The following is a 15,933-nucleotide window of genomic DNA, read 5'->3' as shown; positions in this document are numbered from 1 at the left end:
CCCTCAGCCGTCCGCCACCGTCGAGCCCCGCACCGCGAGCTCCACGGGCAGCAGCTCGACCCCCGACCCGAGCTCGTCCCCCGACAGCGCCGCGAACAGCCGGCTGGCGGCCGTCCGCCCGAGGTGCTCCAGCCGGGTGTCGACGCTCGTCAGCTCCGGCCGGGTGTTGGTCACGACCAGGGACCAGTTGTCGTGGCCCACGACCGCCACGTCCTCGGGGACGCGGCGCCCGTGGTCGCGGAGGATGTCGAGCGCGGCCCGCGCGAGCTGGTCGGACGCGGCGACGACCGCGTCGAGGTCGGGGTGCTGCTCCAGCAGGCGGGCCGTCGCCGCCCGGCCCCAGCGTTCGCTCCAGTTGCCGGAGGCCACGCCGCCGCCGAGGAGCGCCGCGCCGCGGTCGGCGAGCGCGGCCGCGGCGCCGGCCTCGCGGTCCCGGGACGCGGCGTACGTGGGGTCGCCGCCGACGTAGGCGATGCGCCGGCGGCCGGTGTCCCACAGGTGCTCGGCGGCGATGCGCCCGGCCTGCACGTTGTCCGCGGCGAGCGACAGGTCCTGGGGGTCCTCGGAGGGGGCGTACGCGTAGACGACCGGGACCGGGAGGTCCTGCCCGAGCGAGGGGCGCGGGTCGGTGCGCGGGCCGCCGACCACGATCAGGCCGTCGATCTGCCGCTCGAGCAGCGTGCGCAGCTGCTGCTGCTCCCGGATGGCGTCGCCGCGCGCGTCGGTGAGGATCACCGAGATGCGGCCCGCCCCCAGGGCGTCCTCCGCCCCCATGAGGATCGGGATGACGAACCGGCCCTCGAGGTCGTTGGTCAGCACGCCGACGGTGCCGGTGCGTCCGCTGGCGAGGTTCTGCGCCAGCACCGACGGCGTGAACGACAGGGCGTCGGCCGCCTCCAGGACCCGCTGCCGGGTCTCCGGCCGGATCTCGCCGCGCCCGTTGAGCGCCTTGGACGCGGTCCCCTTGGACACGCCCGCCCGGCGTGCGACGTCCGCCAGGGTGGCGCGGCCGGGCGCGCGCTGCTGCACGACGTCGCTGCTCCCCGCACCCATCGGCCGCCGGCTCCTGTCACCTGCGTCGCGGCCGCGCCCGGGAGACCCGGGCGCGGCAGTCGTGACGTCCACCACCTGTGACCGCCGACCCTAGCGGGACGCGACGGCGGCGCGGTGCCGGTCGCTCCAGCAGGTGCGCAGATCGGTGGTCCCGTAGCGGCGCAGGACCTCGTCGGTGGCGTCGATGCCGACGGCGGAGATCCAGGGCAGGCACGTCTTGTTGCCCTCGCCCTTGCCGCGGCCGCCGAACCCGGTGTCCACGAACATCGGGTCGTCGATGAGCCACCAGCTGACCAGCAGCCCCTCCTCCTGGAGGCCGGGCCGGGCGTAGCCCCAGTCGCGGCCGGGGGTGGCGACGGTCTCGTTGGACCCGTGCAGCACGAGGTCGGCGACCTCGGCCAGCACGTCGTCCTCCCCGAGCAGCGCGGCCTCGAACAGGTCGGGCACGGCGTGCAGCTCGTACGGGTGGATGTAGCCGGCACCGGCGGTGTCGCAGGCGCTCCAGCCGGTGCTGCGGAACCCGTACCCCGCCATCGTGCTGCCGGGCGGCAGCGGCACGTCCCACAGGTAGACCCACGTCGCCAGCACGCGCGCCGCGTCGACCGCCGCCGCGCGGAGGTCGTCGTCGCCGGTCATCTCGGCCGCCGCGAGGCACGCCCGCAGGGAGAACAGGATGCTCTCGGAGTCGACCAGCTGGGCGCGCGCGTAGATCGAGTCGTGGATGCCGCCGTTGAACTTCAGCCCGCGGACGAAGTGCTCGGCCACGAACCGGGCGGCGCGCACCGCGGCGTCCCGCCAGCGGGGGTCGCCCGTGACCCGGTGCAGCTCGTGCAGGAACGGCACCGCGGTGGCGGTCGACGACTTCTGGTTGAGGTCGGCCCGCCCGAACCACGCGCGCGGCTCCACGAGGCCCGTCCCGTCGAAGCCGTACGCCCGGCGCCAGGAGCCGTCCTGCTCCTGCGCGCCCAGCAGGAACTCGCCGAAGGACAGGGCGACGTCGAGCCACGCGGCGTGCACCGAGCCGCGCTCCTGCTCGGCGGCGTACGCGCGGAGCAGGGCGTGGTGCTCCTCGGCGACGCAGCGCAGGTACGTCCCGTCGGGTGCGCCCGACAGGGCGTCGACGGCGTAGCCCATGTGCTCGAGCACCGGGCCCATGAGGTCCTGGAGGTCGGCGCCCTCCTCGGCGTACGCCAGGGGCAGCAGCAGGCCGCTCCACCAGCTGGCGTCCCGCTCGGAGTCGAAGTCGTAGAGGGTGTGCACCAGGCCGAGCGGGGAGCCCCCGGCGCGCCGGACGAAGCTCTCGACCGCCCGCAGCGCCTTGGTGCGCGCGTCGGGGTCGTCGATCTCGGAGGCGTGGTTGAGGACGTGCAGCGCGTTCAGCACCGTCTGACCGGTGAAGCCGTACTGCAGCACGTCGCCGAGCTGGCGCCCGTCCTGCGGGTGGCAGTTCGTGACGAAGCCGGCCGTCGTCGCGTTCTCCCGGTAGTACGGCATCAGCGCGTCCAGGCGCAGGGCGGTGAGGTCCGCCACCGGGACGGGCAGGTCGACGCGCCGGGGCTGCAGGTGCTCGACGCGTCCGCGCCAGAGCTCCCACAGCGCGTCCGTGGCCGTGGCGCCGCCGACCACGCCGACGGCGTAGGACACCGTCAGGTCGGTGGCGCCGTCGACGGGCCAGAAGGCGCCCCACGGCTCCCGGGCCTGCGCCGTCAGCGCGTGGGACCGCGCGCGCTCCACGAAGGGGTACGCCGCCGTCAGCGACCAGCCGCCCGGGCGGTCGAGGAGCCCCAGCGAGCCGATGTCGGTGCGCTGCGCGAAGGCCTGCTGGCCGCGCTCGCGGTCCGGCACGTCGTCGTGGGCCGGGACGTCCTGGCGCGCCAGCGTCACGCCGATCCCGCGCTCGGGGGCGTAGGCCAGCACGGCCAGCCCGGTGAGCCGGTCGTCCCGGAACACGAGCTCGCGGGTGTCGAGGTAGTCCTCGACACCGTCGCCGTCGATGTCGTTCAGGTCGTAGAGCGCGGGCGGCGCGAACACCTGGGTCCGCTCGTCGAACCCGGCGCCGACCACGTCGAGGTCGAGCACGGCGCGGACGGCGGTCCCGGCCACCGGTGCGGGAACCCTGACCCGCCGGTCGACGCGGACGGCGTCGCCCTCGACCACCCACCGGTCCACGACCTCGACGTCGCCGGCGGCGGTCCGGAGCCGGGCGGTGCCGAGCAGGGCGGCGCCGTCCCGCACGGTCTCGTCGTAGGGCGCGGGGACGCGGTCGCCCCGCCAGTCGGCCGGGTCGCCGGTGTGGACCTCGACGACGACGGGCGCCGGCGCGGCGACCAGGCGCTCGGGGGTGCCGGCGAGGTCGGACCACAGCTCGATGCCGTGCGTGCCGTCGGGGCCGGTGGTGCGGATCTCGATCACGGGGTGCTCCTGGTGGTGCTCGGGCCGCGCTCGAGGGCGCGCGGACGTGTGGGGGTGCGGGCGGGACCGGGCCGTTCAGCCCTTGGTGGCGCCCGCGGTGAGGCCGGAGATGATGCCCCGCTGGCAGAGCAGGGTGAGGACGAGGACCGGCAGCAGGTAGACCACCGCCGCCGCGGTCATGTCGCCCCAGAGGGTCTGGAACTGGGTGATGTACCCGGCGATGCCGACCGGCATGGTCTGCGCGTCGGGGGTCCGGGTCAGCGACAGCGCGATGACGAGCTCGTTCCACGCCGCGAGGAACCCGAACAGGGCCGCGACCGCGACGGCCGGGGTCGAGATCGGCAGGACGATCCGCCAGATGGTGCCGAGCGTCCCGGTGCCGTCCAGCCGCGCCGCCTCCAGCAGCTCCTCGGGCAGCTCGCGGAAGAAGCCCTCGAGCATCCAGATGATCAGCGGCAGCACGATCGGCAGGTACGCGATCGCCAGGCCGAGCGGGGTGTCGATCAGCCCGAGCTGGCGGAACTGCAGGAAGAACGGCAGCGCCAGGGCGACCGGCGGGAACATCCGGGTGACGAGCACCGAGCCGAGCAGCACGCCCGAGAAGCGGTACCGGAACTTGGCGAAGCCGAAGGCGGCGGGGACGCCGAGCAGCAGCCCGACGGCGGTCGCGCCGCCTGCGGCGACCAGGCTGTTCCGGAAGAACCGCAGCACGGTCTCGTCCCCGAGGACCGAGGTGAAGTGGGCGGTGGTCGGCGACTGCGGCAGGACCGACGGCGGGATCGCGAAGATCTCCACGTCCGGCTTGAGCGACGTCGTCACCACCCAGATCACCGGGAGCAGGAACAGGAAGGACGCGGCCACGGCGACGAGCGCGGTGGCGGTGCCGCGCGTGACGCGGCGGGCGGTCCGCGGCGGGCGGGCCGGCAGGGTCAGGGCGGTCATCGCTCACCTCGCGGGCGCAGCCAGAGGAAGACGGCACCGGCGCTGATGCCGATGACGATCACGAACAGCACCGACGTCGCCGCGCCACCGCCGAAGTCGGTGGCCGTGAACATCTGCCGGTACAGGAAGGTGCTGAGCACCTCCGTGGAGGAGCCGGGTCCGCCACCGGTCATCACGTACACCGCGTCGAACACCCGGAACGCGTCCGCGAGCCGGATCACGAGCACGATGAGGATGGACGGCCGCAGCAGCGGCAGCGTGATCCGCCAGAACGTCTGCCACGGTGAGGCGCCGTCCGTCCGGGCGGCCTCCTTCAGCTCGCCCGGGATGTTCGCCAGGCCGGCGAGCAGCACCAGGACGACGAACGGCACGGCGAGCCAGGCGTTGGTGACGAGCACCGTCGTCCGGGCGAACCACGGGTCGGCGAACCAGGCGGGCCCCGTGATCCCGACGAGCGCGAGCCCCTCGTTGACCAGGCCGTACCCGGGAGAGAACAGGAACTTCCACGCCATCGACGCCACGACCGGCGCGATCATCAGCGGCAGCGCGAGCACGAGCCGCATCGCCTTGCGGCCGCGGGTCTCCCGCTGCAGCACGAGCGCGATCGGGATGCCGATCGTGAGCTCGACCAGGAGCGTGGTGACCACGTAGCCGAGGGTCTGGGTCAGCGCCGTCCAGAAGGCCGGCGAGCCGAGCACCCGCGCGTAGTTGTCGAGCCCGGCGAAGGTCGGCGCCGGGCCGCCGACCGCCACGCTGAACTCCTGCAGGCTCAGGGACACCGTCCACAGCAGCGGGTACAGCGCGGTCGCGGCGAGCGCGAGCAGGGCGGGCAGCGTCAGCAGCACCCCGGCCCGGCGGCGACCGGACAGCAGCCCGGTGCGGCGGGCGCGCGGCCGGGCGACCGGGCGGTCCTCCCCGGGGGCGGAAACGGGGGGACCGGCAGGAGCGTGGTGGCGGGCGGGCGTCCCCGTCCGCCCGCCACCACGCAGGTCAGCGGCCAGCTGCCCGCTCCATCTCGGACTGGGCGGCCGCCAGCGCCTCGTCGGGCGACTGCTGCCGCGACATGACGGCGGACACGGCCTCCGCGATCGCGGTCTGGTACTGCGCGTACGCCGGCGTCATCGGCATCGTGGTGCTCTTCCCGACCGACTCGGAGAACACGGCCAGCGCGTCCCGGTCGGCCTGCGACAGCTCGTCCGACGCGGCGAGCGTCTCCATCGACGACGTGCGGGGGACGGGCGAGAGCTGCTCGGTCGCCTTGCGCGCCAGCACGTCGCTGCTGGTCGCCCAGTGCACCCACTGCCAGGCGGCGTCCTGCGCGTCCGAGGACGCGGAGACCCCGAAGCCCCACGAGAACGTCGTGCCGACCTGGTCCGGGTTGCCCGGGTTGAGGGCCACCGCGACGTCGTCGGCGATCTTCGACTGCGCCGGGTCGGTCGCCTGCGCCCACAGGTACGGCCAGATGGTGATCATGGCGACCTTGCCCTCGAGGAACTGGCCCTGCATCGCGGACAGGTCGTGCAGGCCCTCCGGGCTGGACCCGTCCTCGAACTGGATGCCCGTCATGAGGTCGAAGGCCTCGCGCGCCTCCGGGGTGTCGATCGCGGGCGCGCCGTCCGCGTCCACGATGTCGCCGCCGGCCTGCTGGACGTAGCTCTCGAACCGGGTGGCGACCTCGCCGTCCCGGTTGCCCGGCACCATGGTGCCGTAGACGCCCGACGCCGGGTCGGTGGTGGCGGCCGCGGCCGCGCGGTACTCGTCCCAGGTCGTGGGAGGCCCGTCGACGCCGGCCGCCTCGAGCAGGCTGGGCCGGTAGTACGTGACCAGGTTGTGCACCAGGAACGGCAGGCCGTAGAGCTCGCCGTCGTAGCTGACCGTGTCCAGCGTGTGCTCGATGAAGTCGTCGCGGTCGGCGTCCTCGAGCCGGTCGCCGAGCGGGGACAGGTAGCCGTTCTCGGCGAACTCGGCGATCCAGGGCTGGTCGACCGTCAGGACGTCGTACGCGCCGCCGCCGGCGATGGCGTCCGACAGGAACTGCTGGTGCATGTTGTCGTGCGGGACGCCGAGGATCTCGACGTCGATGCCGGTCTCCTCCGTGAACTCGGCGGCCATCTCGCGGTAGAAGGCCTCGTGCGGCGAGCCGGCCTCCATGCCGACCGTGATGCTGTGCGCGTCGCCCGACGCGCCGGAGCCCGCGCCCGTCGGGGCGGAGGGGGCGGACGGCGCGCACGCCGCCAGGGCGAGGCCCGCGGCGCCGAGGACGGCGGCGACGGTGGTGCCCCGGGTCCACCGAGGTGTGCTGGACATGGCTAGCTCCCTTGCTAGATCGTTTCGCAACCGGTTTCGGTGACGCGAAGGTAGCCGTCGTCGTCCAGGGGTGTCAACGCGTGCGCACGCGCCGGGCGCTGCGGTCCGGCGGCAGGGCGGGACCGCGCTGGTCCCGCGCCCCTGGGCGGATCAGGCCGTCGACTCCCGCACGTCGAGCTCCCGGCCGAGCAGCCCGCTCAGCCGCCCGGCCTCCGCCACCAGGCCGTCGTCTGGCGCGGCGCCCGCGGCGAACCACGTGACCTCGAGCGCCCGCCCGGCGGTCGTCCAGGTCCCGGCCACCGTCCCCGCGCGCAGCACGAGGTTCGCCCCCCGGGTCACGGCTGCCCGGTGCGCGGCCGGCACCACGCGGGTGTCGGCGGTGCCCGGCCCGAGCACCCACTGGTCGTGCCCGGGCAGCAGCGTGACCGCCGTGGTGCGCTCGGTGGCCTCGAGACCGGCCACGTCCTCCCGCCGGACGAGCGCCGGTTCGCCGTCGACCTCCAGCTCGACGACCTCGCCGCCGACCAGCTCGTCGGTCCAGCGCTCGACCCGCCGTCGGCCGGCGCTCAGCCCCTCGACCAGCCAGTAGCGGAGGTTGGCGCGGGTCGCGGGCCCGTAGGCGGCGAGGTACGCGAGGACGGCGCGACGCCCCGCGTCCTCCAGGTCGGGCAGGCCGCCCCAGCGCGGGCTCGCGGCGGGGGAGGCGAAGGTGACCTGGCCGTCGTCGCCCGGCCCGAAGCAGAGCGCCCCCTGCCACGCCAGCGGCTTGAGCAGCGTCATGCCGGGGTGGCTCAGCCCGGGCCCGAGGTGCCGGAAGCGCGGCACGGCGGTGACCGACGCGACCAGCTGGTCCCGGGTGACGGGCCCGTCGGCGACCGCGGCACGGACGGCGTCGAGCAGCGCGGGCCAGTCCGCCGGCCGCAGCTCGTAGTGCTCCTGCCAGCTCCGCAGCTCCCACTGCCGGCCGGCCGAGCGGAGGACCAGGTGCACGCCGGCGTCCTCGGCGGCCAGCAGGTGCGTGGAGCCACGGAACGCGAACGTCCGGATCAGCGTGCCGTCCCGCACCGCGGCGGCGAGCGCCCCGGGCTCCGGGTCCGCGAGGCGCCGGCGGACCGCGAGGTCGGGGTCGCCCGACCACGCCGGGACCGCCCCGAGGCGGCGCACGACATCGCCCGCCGACGCGGCGCCCTCGACCAGGTGCTGCCGGCCGAGGCGCCAGGTCAGCGCCTGCGCCGACGAGACCGCCATGCCGGCGACCCTACGCGCGGTCCGCCCGCCCGTGGAGTGGTCTCGGACCCTCGACGGTGCCTTCTGGGTAGGTGCCGGCGGTGGCGCACTGCGTGCTGCCCGGTGGGCGAACCTCGTGACCTGTGCGCCTCCGGGACCCGCACCGCGGGGACCGAGCGCCTCGTCCGCCAGCAGCAGCACCCAGAACCGGAGCCCCCATGTCCCTGTGGCAGTCGTTCGTCCTCGTCCTCGAGATCTTCTTCCTCCTCGCCTACCTGCTGGTCCTGTTCCAGGTGGTCGGCGACCTGGTGCGGGACCGTGCGCTGTCGGGCGTCGCCAAGGCGCTGTGGGTGGTGTTCCTCGTCCTCGTGCCGCTGATCGCGGCGCTGGTGTACCTGATCGCGCGCGGCACGGGCATGGCCGAGCGCTCCGCCGACGGGATCCGCCGGCACCGGGAGCACACCGACGCGTACATCCGCGAGGTGGCCGGGACGTCGCCGGCGCAGGAGATCGCCGCTGCCCGGGGGTTGCTCGCCGACGGAGCGATCACGCCGGAGCAGTTCGAGGTCATCAAGGCGCGAGCCCTGGTCTGATCGTCCGTCGCCCGGTCGGGCCCGGACCGGCGGGCCGCCCGCCCGCGGCGTACGGTGCAGCGATGGCCCAGCGCATCCTCGTCATCGGCGGTACCGGCGTCATCAGCTCCGCCTCCACCCGCCTCGCCGTCGAGCGCGGCCTCGACGTCACGGTGCTGAACCGCGGCTCGAGCTCCACCCGCCCGCTCCCCGACGGGGTGGAGGTCGTGCAGGCCGACGTCCGCGACCCCGCGACCGTCCGTGCTGCGCTCGGCGACCGGGAGTTCGACGCCGTGGTCGACTGGGTGGCGTTCACGCCCGAGCACGTCGCCACCGACGTCGAGCTGTTCGCGGGCCGGACCGGGCAGTACGTCTTCATCAGCTCGGCGTCGGCCTACCAGACGCCGCCGGAGCGGCTGCCGGTGACGGAGTCGACACCGCTGCGCAACCCGTTCTGGCAGTACTCGCGGGACAAGATCGCCTGCGAGGACCTGCTCGTCCGGGCCTACCGCGACTCCGGCTTCCCGGCGACGGTCGTCCGCCCGTCGCACACCTACGACCGCACCCTCGTCCCGCTCGACGGCGGGTGGACGGCCGTCGAGCGCATGCGGCAGGGCCGGGAGGTCGTCGTGCACGGCGACGGCACCTCGCTGTGGACGCTCACGCACCACGAGGACTTCGCGCGCGGGTTCGTGCCGCTGCTGGGCGACCCCCGCGCCGTGGGCGAGGCGTTCCACATCACGTCCGACGACGTGCTGACCTGGAACCAGGTCGTCCGCGCGCTCGGCGCGGCGGCGGGCGTCGAGCCGCGGGTCGTGCACGTCCCGTCGGACGCCGTCGCCGCCGTCGACCCGGAGTGGGGCGCGGGCCTGCTCGGCGACAAGGCGCACTCGATGGTCTTCGACACCACGAAGCTGCGCCGGCTGGTGCCGGACTTCGCGACGACGATCAGGTTCGAGCAGGGTGCGCGGGAGATCGTCGCCTGGCACGACGCCGACCCGGCGCGCCGGCAGGTGGACGCGCGGATGGACGCGGTGATGGACGACCTGGTGACGCGGTTCCGGGTGGGGTGACCGCCGGCCTCGCGACGACGCCGTCAGGTCTCCGGCATGTCGAAGACGTAGAACACGCTCCCGCCGGGTCCCGCGACGCCCGCGACGGTGCCGCCCGGGATCGGGTACGGGGCGACGACGACCGTCAGCTCCGCGTGCGCGGAGAGCCACGCCGTCAGGTCCTCGACGAGGTACATGGGCCCGGCCGGCTGCGGGTCCGTCGAGAGCATCAGCTGCGGCTCCGAGTCGGGGATCGCCAGCGCGACGGTGTCGTCCGACTCGCGCCACGCCTCCTCCCACCCGAGTCCGTCGCGGTAGTAGGCGACCGCCTCGGCGAGGTCCGTCACCGGCTGGTACAGGAACGTGAGCTGCACGGGGCGCCTCCTGGCGGGCGGGTCCTGCGGTGGGAGGCCTCCAGCCTGGCGTACGCGGGGCACGTCTGTCAGCGGTGCCGCCCGCTCAGGACTCGACGCCGGTGGCGCTGTGCGGCGCGCCCACCGGCTTGGACTCGGGCGACCCGCGCTCGCGCAGGTAGATCGACAGCACCACCATCGCCAGCACCGCGAGGAACTCGGACTGCCAGTTCTGCAGGGTGCGGCTCCAGAAGTCGGGCAGCGTCAGGTACTCCGGCCACGTGACGGCGTCCTGGAGATCACGCATCTGCTCCTCGGAGTAGGCGACGGACCCGGTGAGGGACTGGACGAACCAGGACAGGACGAAGATCGCGCCCATCACCAGCGTGAGGGACCGCGAGTACACGTTCAGGCGCCAGCCGGGCCGCCGCGCCCAGGAGGGCGAGTCCGCGTCCGCGTGCGGTCCCACCTCCTGCTCCTCGTCGCTCTCCCGCCCGGCCTTGTCCAGGGGCTTCGACTCCGGTGACCCGCGCTGCAGCAACCAGACCGTCGCGCCGATGTAGAGGAGGAACTGCAGGAACTCGGACTGCCAGTTCTCGGTCAGGTCGACCGCGAACGCGGAGGAGGTGAGGTACTGCCCCAGCGTCACGGGGTCCAGCCCGGCCGCGAGCTGCTCGCGGTTGAACAGCGCGACCCCGCTGACCGCCTGGCCGACGACCGCCGCCAGGAAGATGCCGCCGAAGAAGAGGCTCAGCCCGTTCTCCCGCACCCACGTCGGCGCCCTCACCGGTGCATCACCGCCAGGACGATGCAGAACGCCAGTGCCAGGAACACGCCGAGGAGCGTGACGACGAACAGGGTGCGCGGCGCCTTCATGCCGCCACCTCGCAGTCGTAGGGCCGCTGCGGGCGAGGGTCGCAGCCGGCGGCGGTGACCACCCAGCCGTCCCCCGATCGCGCGAGGAAGACGGTGTCGGCGTCGAGGTGGACCTGCGCCTGGCGGCCGGCCACCCGCGCCTCGTCGGCTCGGACGCCGGCAGCCCGCTCGGACAGGTCGGCGCCGATGTCGCCGGAGGTCAGGGCGTCCGCGCAGGTGGACTCCTCCTCCTCGGACACCGTCTGGGCCACCGACGGCGCGAGCACCGCGCACGCGGCGGCACCGTCCCCGGCACCGACGGCTGCGTAGAAGGCGAGGGCGGTGTCCTCGGCGGCACCGGGCGACGGCGGGCTGCAGGCGCTCAGCGCGCCGGCGACGGCGAGCAGGGCCACGAAGCCGCGACGTGGAGTCATGTCTCGCATCGTCGCAGCCGGGAGGCGGCTCGGCACGAGGAGCGCACCTCAGACGCGGACCGGCTCGCCGAGCTCCGCGGTGAGCAGCTCTCGCAGCCGTGCCTGTCCGTCGGCCGGTCCGTCGGCCGGGGGTGCGCCGCGCTTGGCGAGGACGAGCAGCAGCGGCGGGCCGCCGCGACGCCGGAGGAGGAACAGGGCGTCCGTCTCCAGCACCGACTCCCAGGCGGTCCACGGCGACTCCGAGGTGACGTCGCCCCGCGTGACCCGCAGCCCCGTGCCCGGAGTCAGGTCCGCGGTGCAGGTCTCCCGTGCGTGCGGGTCGCCGCGCCACAGCCGGCGCGCCATCAGCCGGTGCGTGCCGGGGGCGACCAGGAGAACGCCGAGGACGACGCCCACGACCACCGTCCCCGCGGACCGGACCAGGAGCCCGCCACCGACGCTCACGAGCGCGATCCCGATCAGCAGCGCCCCGGTACGACCGCGGCGCCGCAGCCGGGTCAGGACGCGCGCGACCTGCTGGTAGTCGTCGGGTTCCGGCTGCCACGCGAGCCGGAGGGTCTGGGCGACCTGCGACATGCCGGTTCCTCCTCGTGGTGCGTCAGCTGCTGCGCATCATGGACGCCGCACGGGGTCGTCCGCCGGTGAGTGCGGCGGACGCCACCCGGACGGCCGAGCGGACGAGCACGCTTGCGGCCCCCGGTCGGGTGCCGGAGTATCCGAGAGGCACGACGACGGGGGGTCCACGCCCCGGCGCACCACGCCCCGAGGAGAGGTATGGCTCCCGACGAGCAGCCGCGCGACCTGCGCGAGTACATCGAGTACCTGCGCGACACGGGCTACACGGTGCGGGACGGCCACACGCCCGACCCCGACCTGATCGACCCCGAGGGCAACCCGGTCTACACGTGGCAGGAGGGCTACCCCTACGACCACCTCCTGGACCGGGACGCCTACGAGGTCGAGAAGTACCGGCTGCAGGTCGAGCTGCTGAAGTTCCAGTACTGGCTCGAGGACAACGACAAGCGCGCGATCGTGCTGTTCGAGGGCCGGGACGCCGCCGGCAAGGGCGGCACGATCAAGCGGTTCACCGAGCACCTCAACCCGCGCACCGCCCGGGTCGTCGCGCTGTCGAAGCCGAGCGACCGCGAGCGCGGGCAGTGGTACTTCCAGCGTTACGTCCAGCACCTGCCGACGGCGGGCGAGATCGTCATGTTCGACCGGTCCTGGTACAACCGCGCCGGCGTCGAGCGCGTCATGGGATTCGCCTCGGACGAGGAGTACCAGACGTTCATGGCGCAGGCCCCGGCCTTCGAGAAGATGCTGGTCGACTCCGGCATCCACGTCACCAAGCTCTGGTTCTCGGTGTCGCGGACCGAGCAGCGGACCCGGTTCGCGATCCGCCAGCTCGACCCCGTGCGCCGGTGGAAGCTGTCGCCGATGGACCTCGCGTCGCTGGACCGCTGGGAGGAGTACACCCAGGCGAAGGAGGAGATGTTCCGCCGGACCGACAAGCGGCACTCCCGGTGGACGATCATCCGGTCCAACGACAAGAAGCGGGCCCGGATCAACGCGATGCGGTTCTTCCTGAACCAGTTCGACTACGAGGGCAAGGACCCCGAGGTGGTCGGGAGGCCCGACCCGCTGCTGGTGATCCGGAGCAAGAACGAGCCGGCGGACGAGTAGGGGCGCCCTGCCGGTCGGCGCCCTGCCGGTCAGCGCCCGTGCGGGTCGCTCTGGTTGAGCGTGGCGACCACCTGGTCGTAGTCGCCGCGTGCCTCGCCGTACCGGAGGAGCTTGACCCGCTCGACCTGGATCTCGGTCGCGTCGGGCTGGGACTCGATCAGCCCGACGACCTCCGCGACGAACGCGTCGAGGGGCATGGCGATGGCGCTCTCCCGCTGACCGGGCACGAGGTCGGTCGCGACCGAGGGCGGCTCGAGCTCGACGACGCGCACGCTCGTGGCCGCCAGCTGCAGGCGGATCGACTCGCTGAGCATGTGGATCGCGGCCTTGGACGCGTTGTAGCTCGGCGTGGCCGCCAGCGGGGTGAACGCCAGGCCGGAGGACACGGTGAGGATCGTGGCGTCGGGCCGGGTCTGCAGGTGCTCGACGAACGCGGCGATGAGCCGGATCGGCCCCAGCACGTTGGTGGTGACGGTCTGCTCGGCGGACTCGAGGAACCCCTCGGCGCGGGTCCAGTCCTCGACGCGCATGACGCCGGCCATCGGGACCAGCACGTTGAGCTCCGGGTGCTCGGCGACCACCTGCTTCGCGACCGACGCGACGCTCTCGGCGTCGGTGGTGTCGATCCGGTAGGCGTGCAGCCCGGGGTGCTCCGTGGTGATCTGCTCGAGCAGCTCGGTGCGGCGGCCGCCGATGATGACCTCGTTGCCGCGGGCCTGGAGGGCGAGCGCCAGAGCCAGGCCGATGCCGCTGGTCGCGCCCGGGATGAAGACGGTGTTTCCGGTGATCTGCATGGTTCGAGTCTTCGCCGGCCGCGCGGCGCCCGCCAGAGAGCGGGTGTCGGGGGATCCGCGATCCCTGGTCCGGCGCGGCCGCGCGCGTCGATACTGCTCCGGTGGATCGCGACGCACTGGCCGACTTCCTCGTCCGGCACCGGGAGGCGCTCCGTCCGGGCGACGTCGGGCTGAGCCCGGGCGTGCGGCGGCGCGCCCCGGGCCTGCGCCGCGAGGAGGTCGCGCAGCTGGCGGTCATGTCGACCGACTACTACACGCGGCTCGAGCAGCGTCGCGGCCCGCAGCCCAGCACGCAGATGCTCGGGTCGGTCGCGCGGGCGCTGCGGCTGACGCCCGACGAGCGCGACTACCTGTACCGGGTGGCGGGGCACAGCGCCCCGGACCGCGCGTCGACGGCGGACTACGTGGCGCCGGGTCTGCTGCGGGTGCTCGACCGCCTGACCGACACCCCGGCGTTCATCCTCGACGCGCTCGGCCGGACCCTGGTGCAGAACGACCCGGCGCGGGCGCTGCTCGGCGACGCAGCCGGCCTCGCCGGGTGGGAGCGCAGCGCGATCTACCGCTGGTTCGTGCACCCGGAGCAGGAGCGGTGGCGCTATCCGGAGGCGGACCGCGACCGGCAGGGCCGCGCGCAGGTCGCGTCGCTCCGGGCCGCGCACGGGTCGATGGGCCCGCGCTCGCAGGCGGGGGACCTGGTCCGCGAGCTGACCGCGCGGAGCGCGGAGTTCGCCCGGCTGTGGAAGGCGCACGAGGTCAGCCGCCGGTTCGAGGACCACAAGGTGCTGATCCACCCGGAGATCGGGCCGGTCGAGGTCGACTGCCAGGCGCTGTTCACCGAGGACGAGTCCCAGGCGCTCCTCGTGCTCACCGCGCCGCCGCGGTCCGAGGCGGAGGGCAAGCTGAAGCTGCTCGCCGTCCTCGGCACCCAGCAGCTGGCCGACCGGCAGGGCTGAGCGCCGTCGTCAGCGGTTCCGGCCCCGCCGCAGGTACCAGACGCGGGTGGCGGTCGAGCAGACGCCGAGCACGCCCACGCCCACGAGGGTCAGCACCGGCTGCCCGGCCAGCACGCCCGCGAGCGTGAGGCCGCCGCCCACCACGAGCGCGGCGATGATCCACACCATCGTCGAGGTGAGGCCCTGGCGGGGGAGTCGGGGGTCGTCGCTCATCCCAGGAGGGTCGCACGGGACGGGACGGGACGGGACGGGACGGGACGGCACGGGCCCGCGCGGGGTCCGGCCGCTTCCGCCTAGGGTCAGGAGGATGACCCCGGGCCGCCGCCGATGATCCCCGCCGCGCTCGCGGACTACGACGCGCTGCCGCCCGTCCGCACCGCCGACCTGCGCGGCCTGTGGCGCGGGTCGGGCGTGCCGACGGGTCACCCCCTCGACGGGGTGCTGGAGCGGCTCGGCTGGTTCGGCAAGCGGTTCGTCGACGACGAGCACGTCGACCCGCTGGTGTTCCGGGCCGGGCGCGGCCTCGTCCGGGTGGACCCCGCCCTGGTGCCGCTCGGCCTGGTGCTGCGGGCGGCCCCGGTGCTCCGGACCGCCGCCGCGGACGCGGCCTTCGCGGTGGCCAGGCCGCTGCTCGTCACGCGCCGGCCGCGGGCACGGCTGCGGGAGGTCCGGTACCGCGGCGTGGTGTCGGCGGCGCTCGTCTACGACCAGCTGCCCGTCGTCGACGCGTTCCGTGCGGCCGGCGACGGCAGCGTGATCGGCGCGATGGACGCCCGCGGGATGCCGGAGCCGTACCTGTTCCGGCTGCGGCCGGTCCACCCCGCGTGAGCGGCGGTCCCGCGGTGGGGGAGGATGGCCGGATGAGGTCGTCCTGGGTCGGCGCCGCGCTCGCGGGCGGGCTGGTGCTGCTGCTCGCTGCCTGCACCGGCGGCACCACCGAGGCCCCGGACCCGACGACCACCGCGGCCCCGACCACGGCCGCCGGCACCCCGGCGCCCCAGGGGCCGCCCGTCGTCACCGCGGCGCAGGAGGCCTTCGTCGCGGCGGTGGCCGAGGACCTCGGCCGGGACTCGAGCGGCATCGCCGCCGTCCTCGTCGAGCAGGGCGCGTTCATCTGCCAGACGCTCGCGGTGGGCGCGGAGGGGCTCGACGACGCCGTCGCCGTGTACCGCCAGTACTTCGCCGAGGACGACGGCACGGCGGGGCCGCTGTGGGACAACGCGGTCCGGTACCTCTGCCCGGAGCTCGTCGACGACTACGAGGCGGTGCTGGACCGGGCGGCCGCGGGCGGGTAGG

The 15,933-nt window shown here is 74.4% G+C and carries 18 protein-coding genes; 6 read left to right on the top strand and 12 right to left on the bottom strand.

All coding sequences use genetic code 11. The features are described 5' to 3' along the window. Positions 1-3: 3 nt before the first annotated feature. From ACWPWW_RS09510 to ACWPWW_RS09485, 6 genes are all read right to left on the bottom strand, one after another. A complete protein-coding gene (locus ACWPWW_RS09510; RefSeq protein WP_454050073.1) occupies positions 4-1,053 on the bottom strand; it encodes a LacI family DNA-binding transcriptional regulator in 1,050 nt (349 codons plus the stop codon). A 90-nt stretch (positions 1,054-1,143) separates the two neighbouring features. Next, positions 1,144-3,465 carry a hypothetical protein gene (locus ACWPWW_RS09505; protein ID WP_454050072.1) on the bottom strand — a complete coding sequence of 774 codons (2,322 nt, stop codon included), beginning with the start codon at positions 3,463-3,465 and terminating at the stop codon, positions 1,144-1,146. A 75-nt stretch (positions 3,466-3,540) separates the two neighbouring features. Further along, positions 3,541-4,407, bottom strand: a complete 867-nt coding sequence (locus ACWPWW_RS09500) for a carbohydrate ABC transporter permease (protein ID WP_454050071.1) — start codon at positions 4,405-4,407, stop codon at positions 3,541-3,543. After that, entirely contained in the window at positions 4,404-5,252 is an 849-nt protein-coding gene (locus ACWPWW_RS09495; RefSeq protein WP_454050070.1) for a carbohydrate ABC transporter permease, read from the bottom strand. The genes ACWPWW_RS09500 and ACWPWW_RS09495 overlap by 4 nt, the downstream gene beginning before the upstream one ends. 145 nt (positions 5,253-5,397) lie before the next feature. Continuing rightward, positions 5,398-6,714 carry an ABC transporter substrate-binding protein gene (locus ACWPWW_RS09490; RefSeq protein WP_454050069.1) on the bottom strand — a complete coding sequence of 439 codons (1,317 nt, stop codon included), beginning with the start codon at positions 6,712-6,714 and terminating at the stop codon, positions 5,398-5,400. Between the two features lie 150 nt (positions 6,715-6,864). After that, on the bottom strand, positions 6,865-7,962 hold the full coding sequence (locus tag ACWPWW_RS09485) for a DNA glycosylase AlkZ-like family protein (protein WP_454050068.1): 1,098 nt from the start codon (positions 7,960-7,962) through the stop codon (positions 6,865-6,867). 197 nt (positions 7,963-8,159) lie between these two features. Between ACWPWW_RS09485 and ACWPWW_RS09480 the strand changes: the two genes are divergently transcribed. Together ACWPWW_RS09480 and ACWPWW_RS09475 are read left to right on the top strand one after the other, a co-directional pair. Beyond that, positions 8,160-8,534 (top strand): PLDc N-terminal domain-containing protein, encoded by a 375-nt coding sequence (locus ACWPWW_RS09480; protein ID WP_454050067.1) that lies wholly within the window; start codon positions 8,160-8,162, stop codon positions 8,532-8,534. Positions 8,535-8,596: 62 nt separating this feature from the next. After that, entirely contained in the window at positions 8,597-9,586 is a 990-nt protein-coding gene (locus tag ACWPWW_RS09475) for an SDR family oxidoreductase (RefSeq protein WP_454050066.1), read from the top strand. 23 nt (positions 9,587-9,609) lie between these two features. Here ACWPWW_RS09475 and ACWPWW_RS09470 read toward each other — a convergent pair whose 3' ends face one another. From ACWPWW_RS09470 to ACWPWW_RS09455, 4 genes are all read right to left on the bottom strand, one after another. Continuing rightward, positions 9,610-9,939 (bottom strand): VOC family protein, encoded by a 330-nt coding sequence (locus tag ACWPWW_RS09470; protein WP_454050065.1) that lies wholly within the window; start codon positions 9,937-9,939, stop codon positions 9,610-9,612. An 85-nt stretch (positions 9,940-10,024) separates the two neighbouring features. Further along, entirely contained in the window at positions 10,025-10,705 is a 681-nt protein-coding gene (locus tag ACWPWW_RS09465; protein ID WP_454050064.1) for a DUF6766 family protein, read from the bottom strand. A gap of 85 nt (positions 10,706-10,790) precedes the next feature. After that, complete coding sequence (locus ACWPWW_RS09460; RefSeq protein ID WP_454050063.1) at positions 10,791-11,207, bottom strand: hypothetical protein; 417 nt, start codon at positions 11,205-11,207, stop codon at positions 10,791-10,793. Positions 11,208-11,255: 48 nt separating this feature from the next. Beyond that, positions 11,256-11,783, bottom strand: a complete 528-nt coding sequence (locus ACWPWW_RS09455; protein WP_454050062.1) for a hypothetical protein — start codon at positions 11,781-11,783, stop codon at positions 11,256-11,258. A gap of 198 nt (positions 11,784-11,981) precedes the next feature. On the opposite strand from ACWPWW_RS09455, the gene ppk2 reads away from it, so the two are divergent. Continuing rightward, on the top strand, positions 11,982-12,890 hold the full coding sequence (gene ppk2 / locus ACWPWW_RS09450; RefSeq protein ID WP_454050061.1) for a polyphosphate kinase 2: 909 nt from the start codon (positions 11,982-11,984) through the stop codon (positions 12,888-12,890). A 29-nt stretch (positions 12,891-12,919) separates the two neighbouring features. Here the strand turns inward: ppk2 and ACWPWW_RS09445 are convergent, their stop codons facing one another. Then, positions 12,920-13,684 (bottom strand): SDR family oxidoreductase, encoded by a 765-nt coding sequence (locus ACWPWW_RS09445; RefSeq protein ID WP_454050060.1) that lies wholly within the window; start codon positions 13,682-13,684, stop codon positions 12,920-12,922. Positions 13,685-13,785: 101 nt separating this feature from the next. Between ACWPWW_RS09445 and ACWPWW_RS09440 the strand changes: the two genes are divergently transcribed. Then, positions 13,786-14,637, top strand: coding sequence for a helix-turn-helix transcriptional regulator (locus ACWPWW_RS09440; protein WP_454050059.1), 852 nt, complete (start codon positions 13,786-13,788; stop codon positions 14,635-14,637). 9 nt (positions 14,638-14,646) lie between these two features. On the opposite strand, the gene ACWPWW_RS09435 is transcribed toward ACWPWW_RS09440, so the two are convergent. Then, a complete protein-coding gene (locus ACWPWW_RS09435; RefSeq protein ID WP_454050058.1) occupies positions 14,647-14,850 on the bottom strand; it encodes a hypothetical protein in 204 nt (67 codons plus the stop codon). Between the two features lie 114 nt (positions 14,851-14,964). Here ACWPWW_RS09435 and ACWPWW_RS09430 point away from each other — a divergent pair, with 114 nt between their 5' ends. Together ACWPWW_RS09430 and ACWPWW_RS09425 are read left to right on the top strand one after the other, a co-directional pair. Further along, positions 14,965-15,465, top strand: a complete 501-nt coding sequence (locus ACWPWW_RS09430) for a GXWXG domain-containing protein (protein ID WP_454050057.1) — start codon at positions 14,965-14,967, stop codon at positions 15,463-15,465. A 32-nt stretch (positions 15,466-15,497) separates the two neighbouring features. Beyond that, on the top strand, positions 15,498-15,932 hold the full coding sequence (locus ACWPWW_RS09425) for a hypothetical protein (RefSeq protein WP_454050056.1): 435 nt from the start codon (positions 15,498-15,500) through the stop codon (positions 15,930-15,932). Position 15,933: the final 1 nt, after the last annotated feature.

This window comes from Cellulomonas sp. Marseille-Q8402 (assembly GCF_965119525.1).
Note: the sequence above shows the minus strand (reverse complement) of the source record. Positions and strands in the feature narration are given on the sequence as shown.

Coding starts and splice junctions, on each gene's coding strand:
- ACWPWW_RS09435 (WP_454050058.1), bottom strand. CDS start 14,850: ATGAGCGACGACCCCCGACTCCCCCGCCAGGGCCTCACCTCGACGATG.
- ACWPWW_RS09485 (WP_454050068.1), bottom strand. CDS start 7,962: ATGGCGGTCTCGTCGGCGCAGGCGCTGACCTGGCGCCTCGGCCGGCAG.
- ACWPWW_RS09455 (WP_454050062.1), bottom strand. CDS start 11,783: ATGTCGCAGGTCGCCCAGACCCTCCGGCTCGCGTGGCAGCCGGAACCC.
- ACWPWW_RS09490 (WP_454050069.1), bottom strand. CDS start 6,714: ATGTCCAGCACACCTCGGTGGACCCGGGGCACCACCGTCGCCGCCGTC.
- ACWPWW_RS09475 (WP_454050066.1), top strand. CDS start 8,597: ATGGCCCAGCGCATCCTCGTCATCGGCGGTACCGGCGTCATCAGCTCC.
- ppk2 (WP_454050061.1), top strand. CDS start 11,982: ATGGCTCCCGACGAGCAGCCGCGCGACCTGCGCGAGTACATCGAGTAC.
- ACWPWW_RS09480 (WP_454050067.1), top strand. CDS start 8,160: ATGTCCCTGTGGCAGTCGTTCGTCCTCGTCCTCGAGATCTTCTTCCTC.
- ACWPWW_RS09500 (WP_454050071.1), bottom strand. CDS start 4,407: ATGACCGCCCTGACCCTGCCGGCCCGCCCGCCGCGGACCGCCCGCCGC.
- ACWPWW_RS09460 (WP_454050063.1), bottom strand. CDS start 11,207: ATGACTCCACGTCGCGGCTTCGTGGCCCTGCTCGCCGTCGCCGGCGCG.
- ACWPWW_RS09445 (WP_454050060.1), bottom strand. CDS start 13,684: ATGCAGATCACCGGAAACACCGTCTTCATCCCGGGCGCGACCAGCGGC.
- ACWPWW_RS09425 (WP_454050056.1), top strand. CDS start 15,498: ATGAGGTCGTCCTGGGTCGGCGCCGCGCTCGCGGGCGGGCTGGTGCTG.
- ACWPWW_RS09430 (WP_454050057.1), top strand. CDS start 14,965: ATGATCCCCGCCGCGCTCGCGGACTACGACGCGCTGCCGCCCGTCCGC.
- ACWPWW_RS09510 (WP_454050073.1), bottom strand. CDS start 1,053: ATGGGTGCGGGGAGCAGCGACGTCGTGCAGCAGCGCGCGCCCGGCCGC.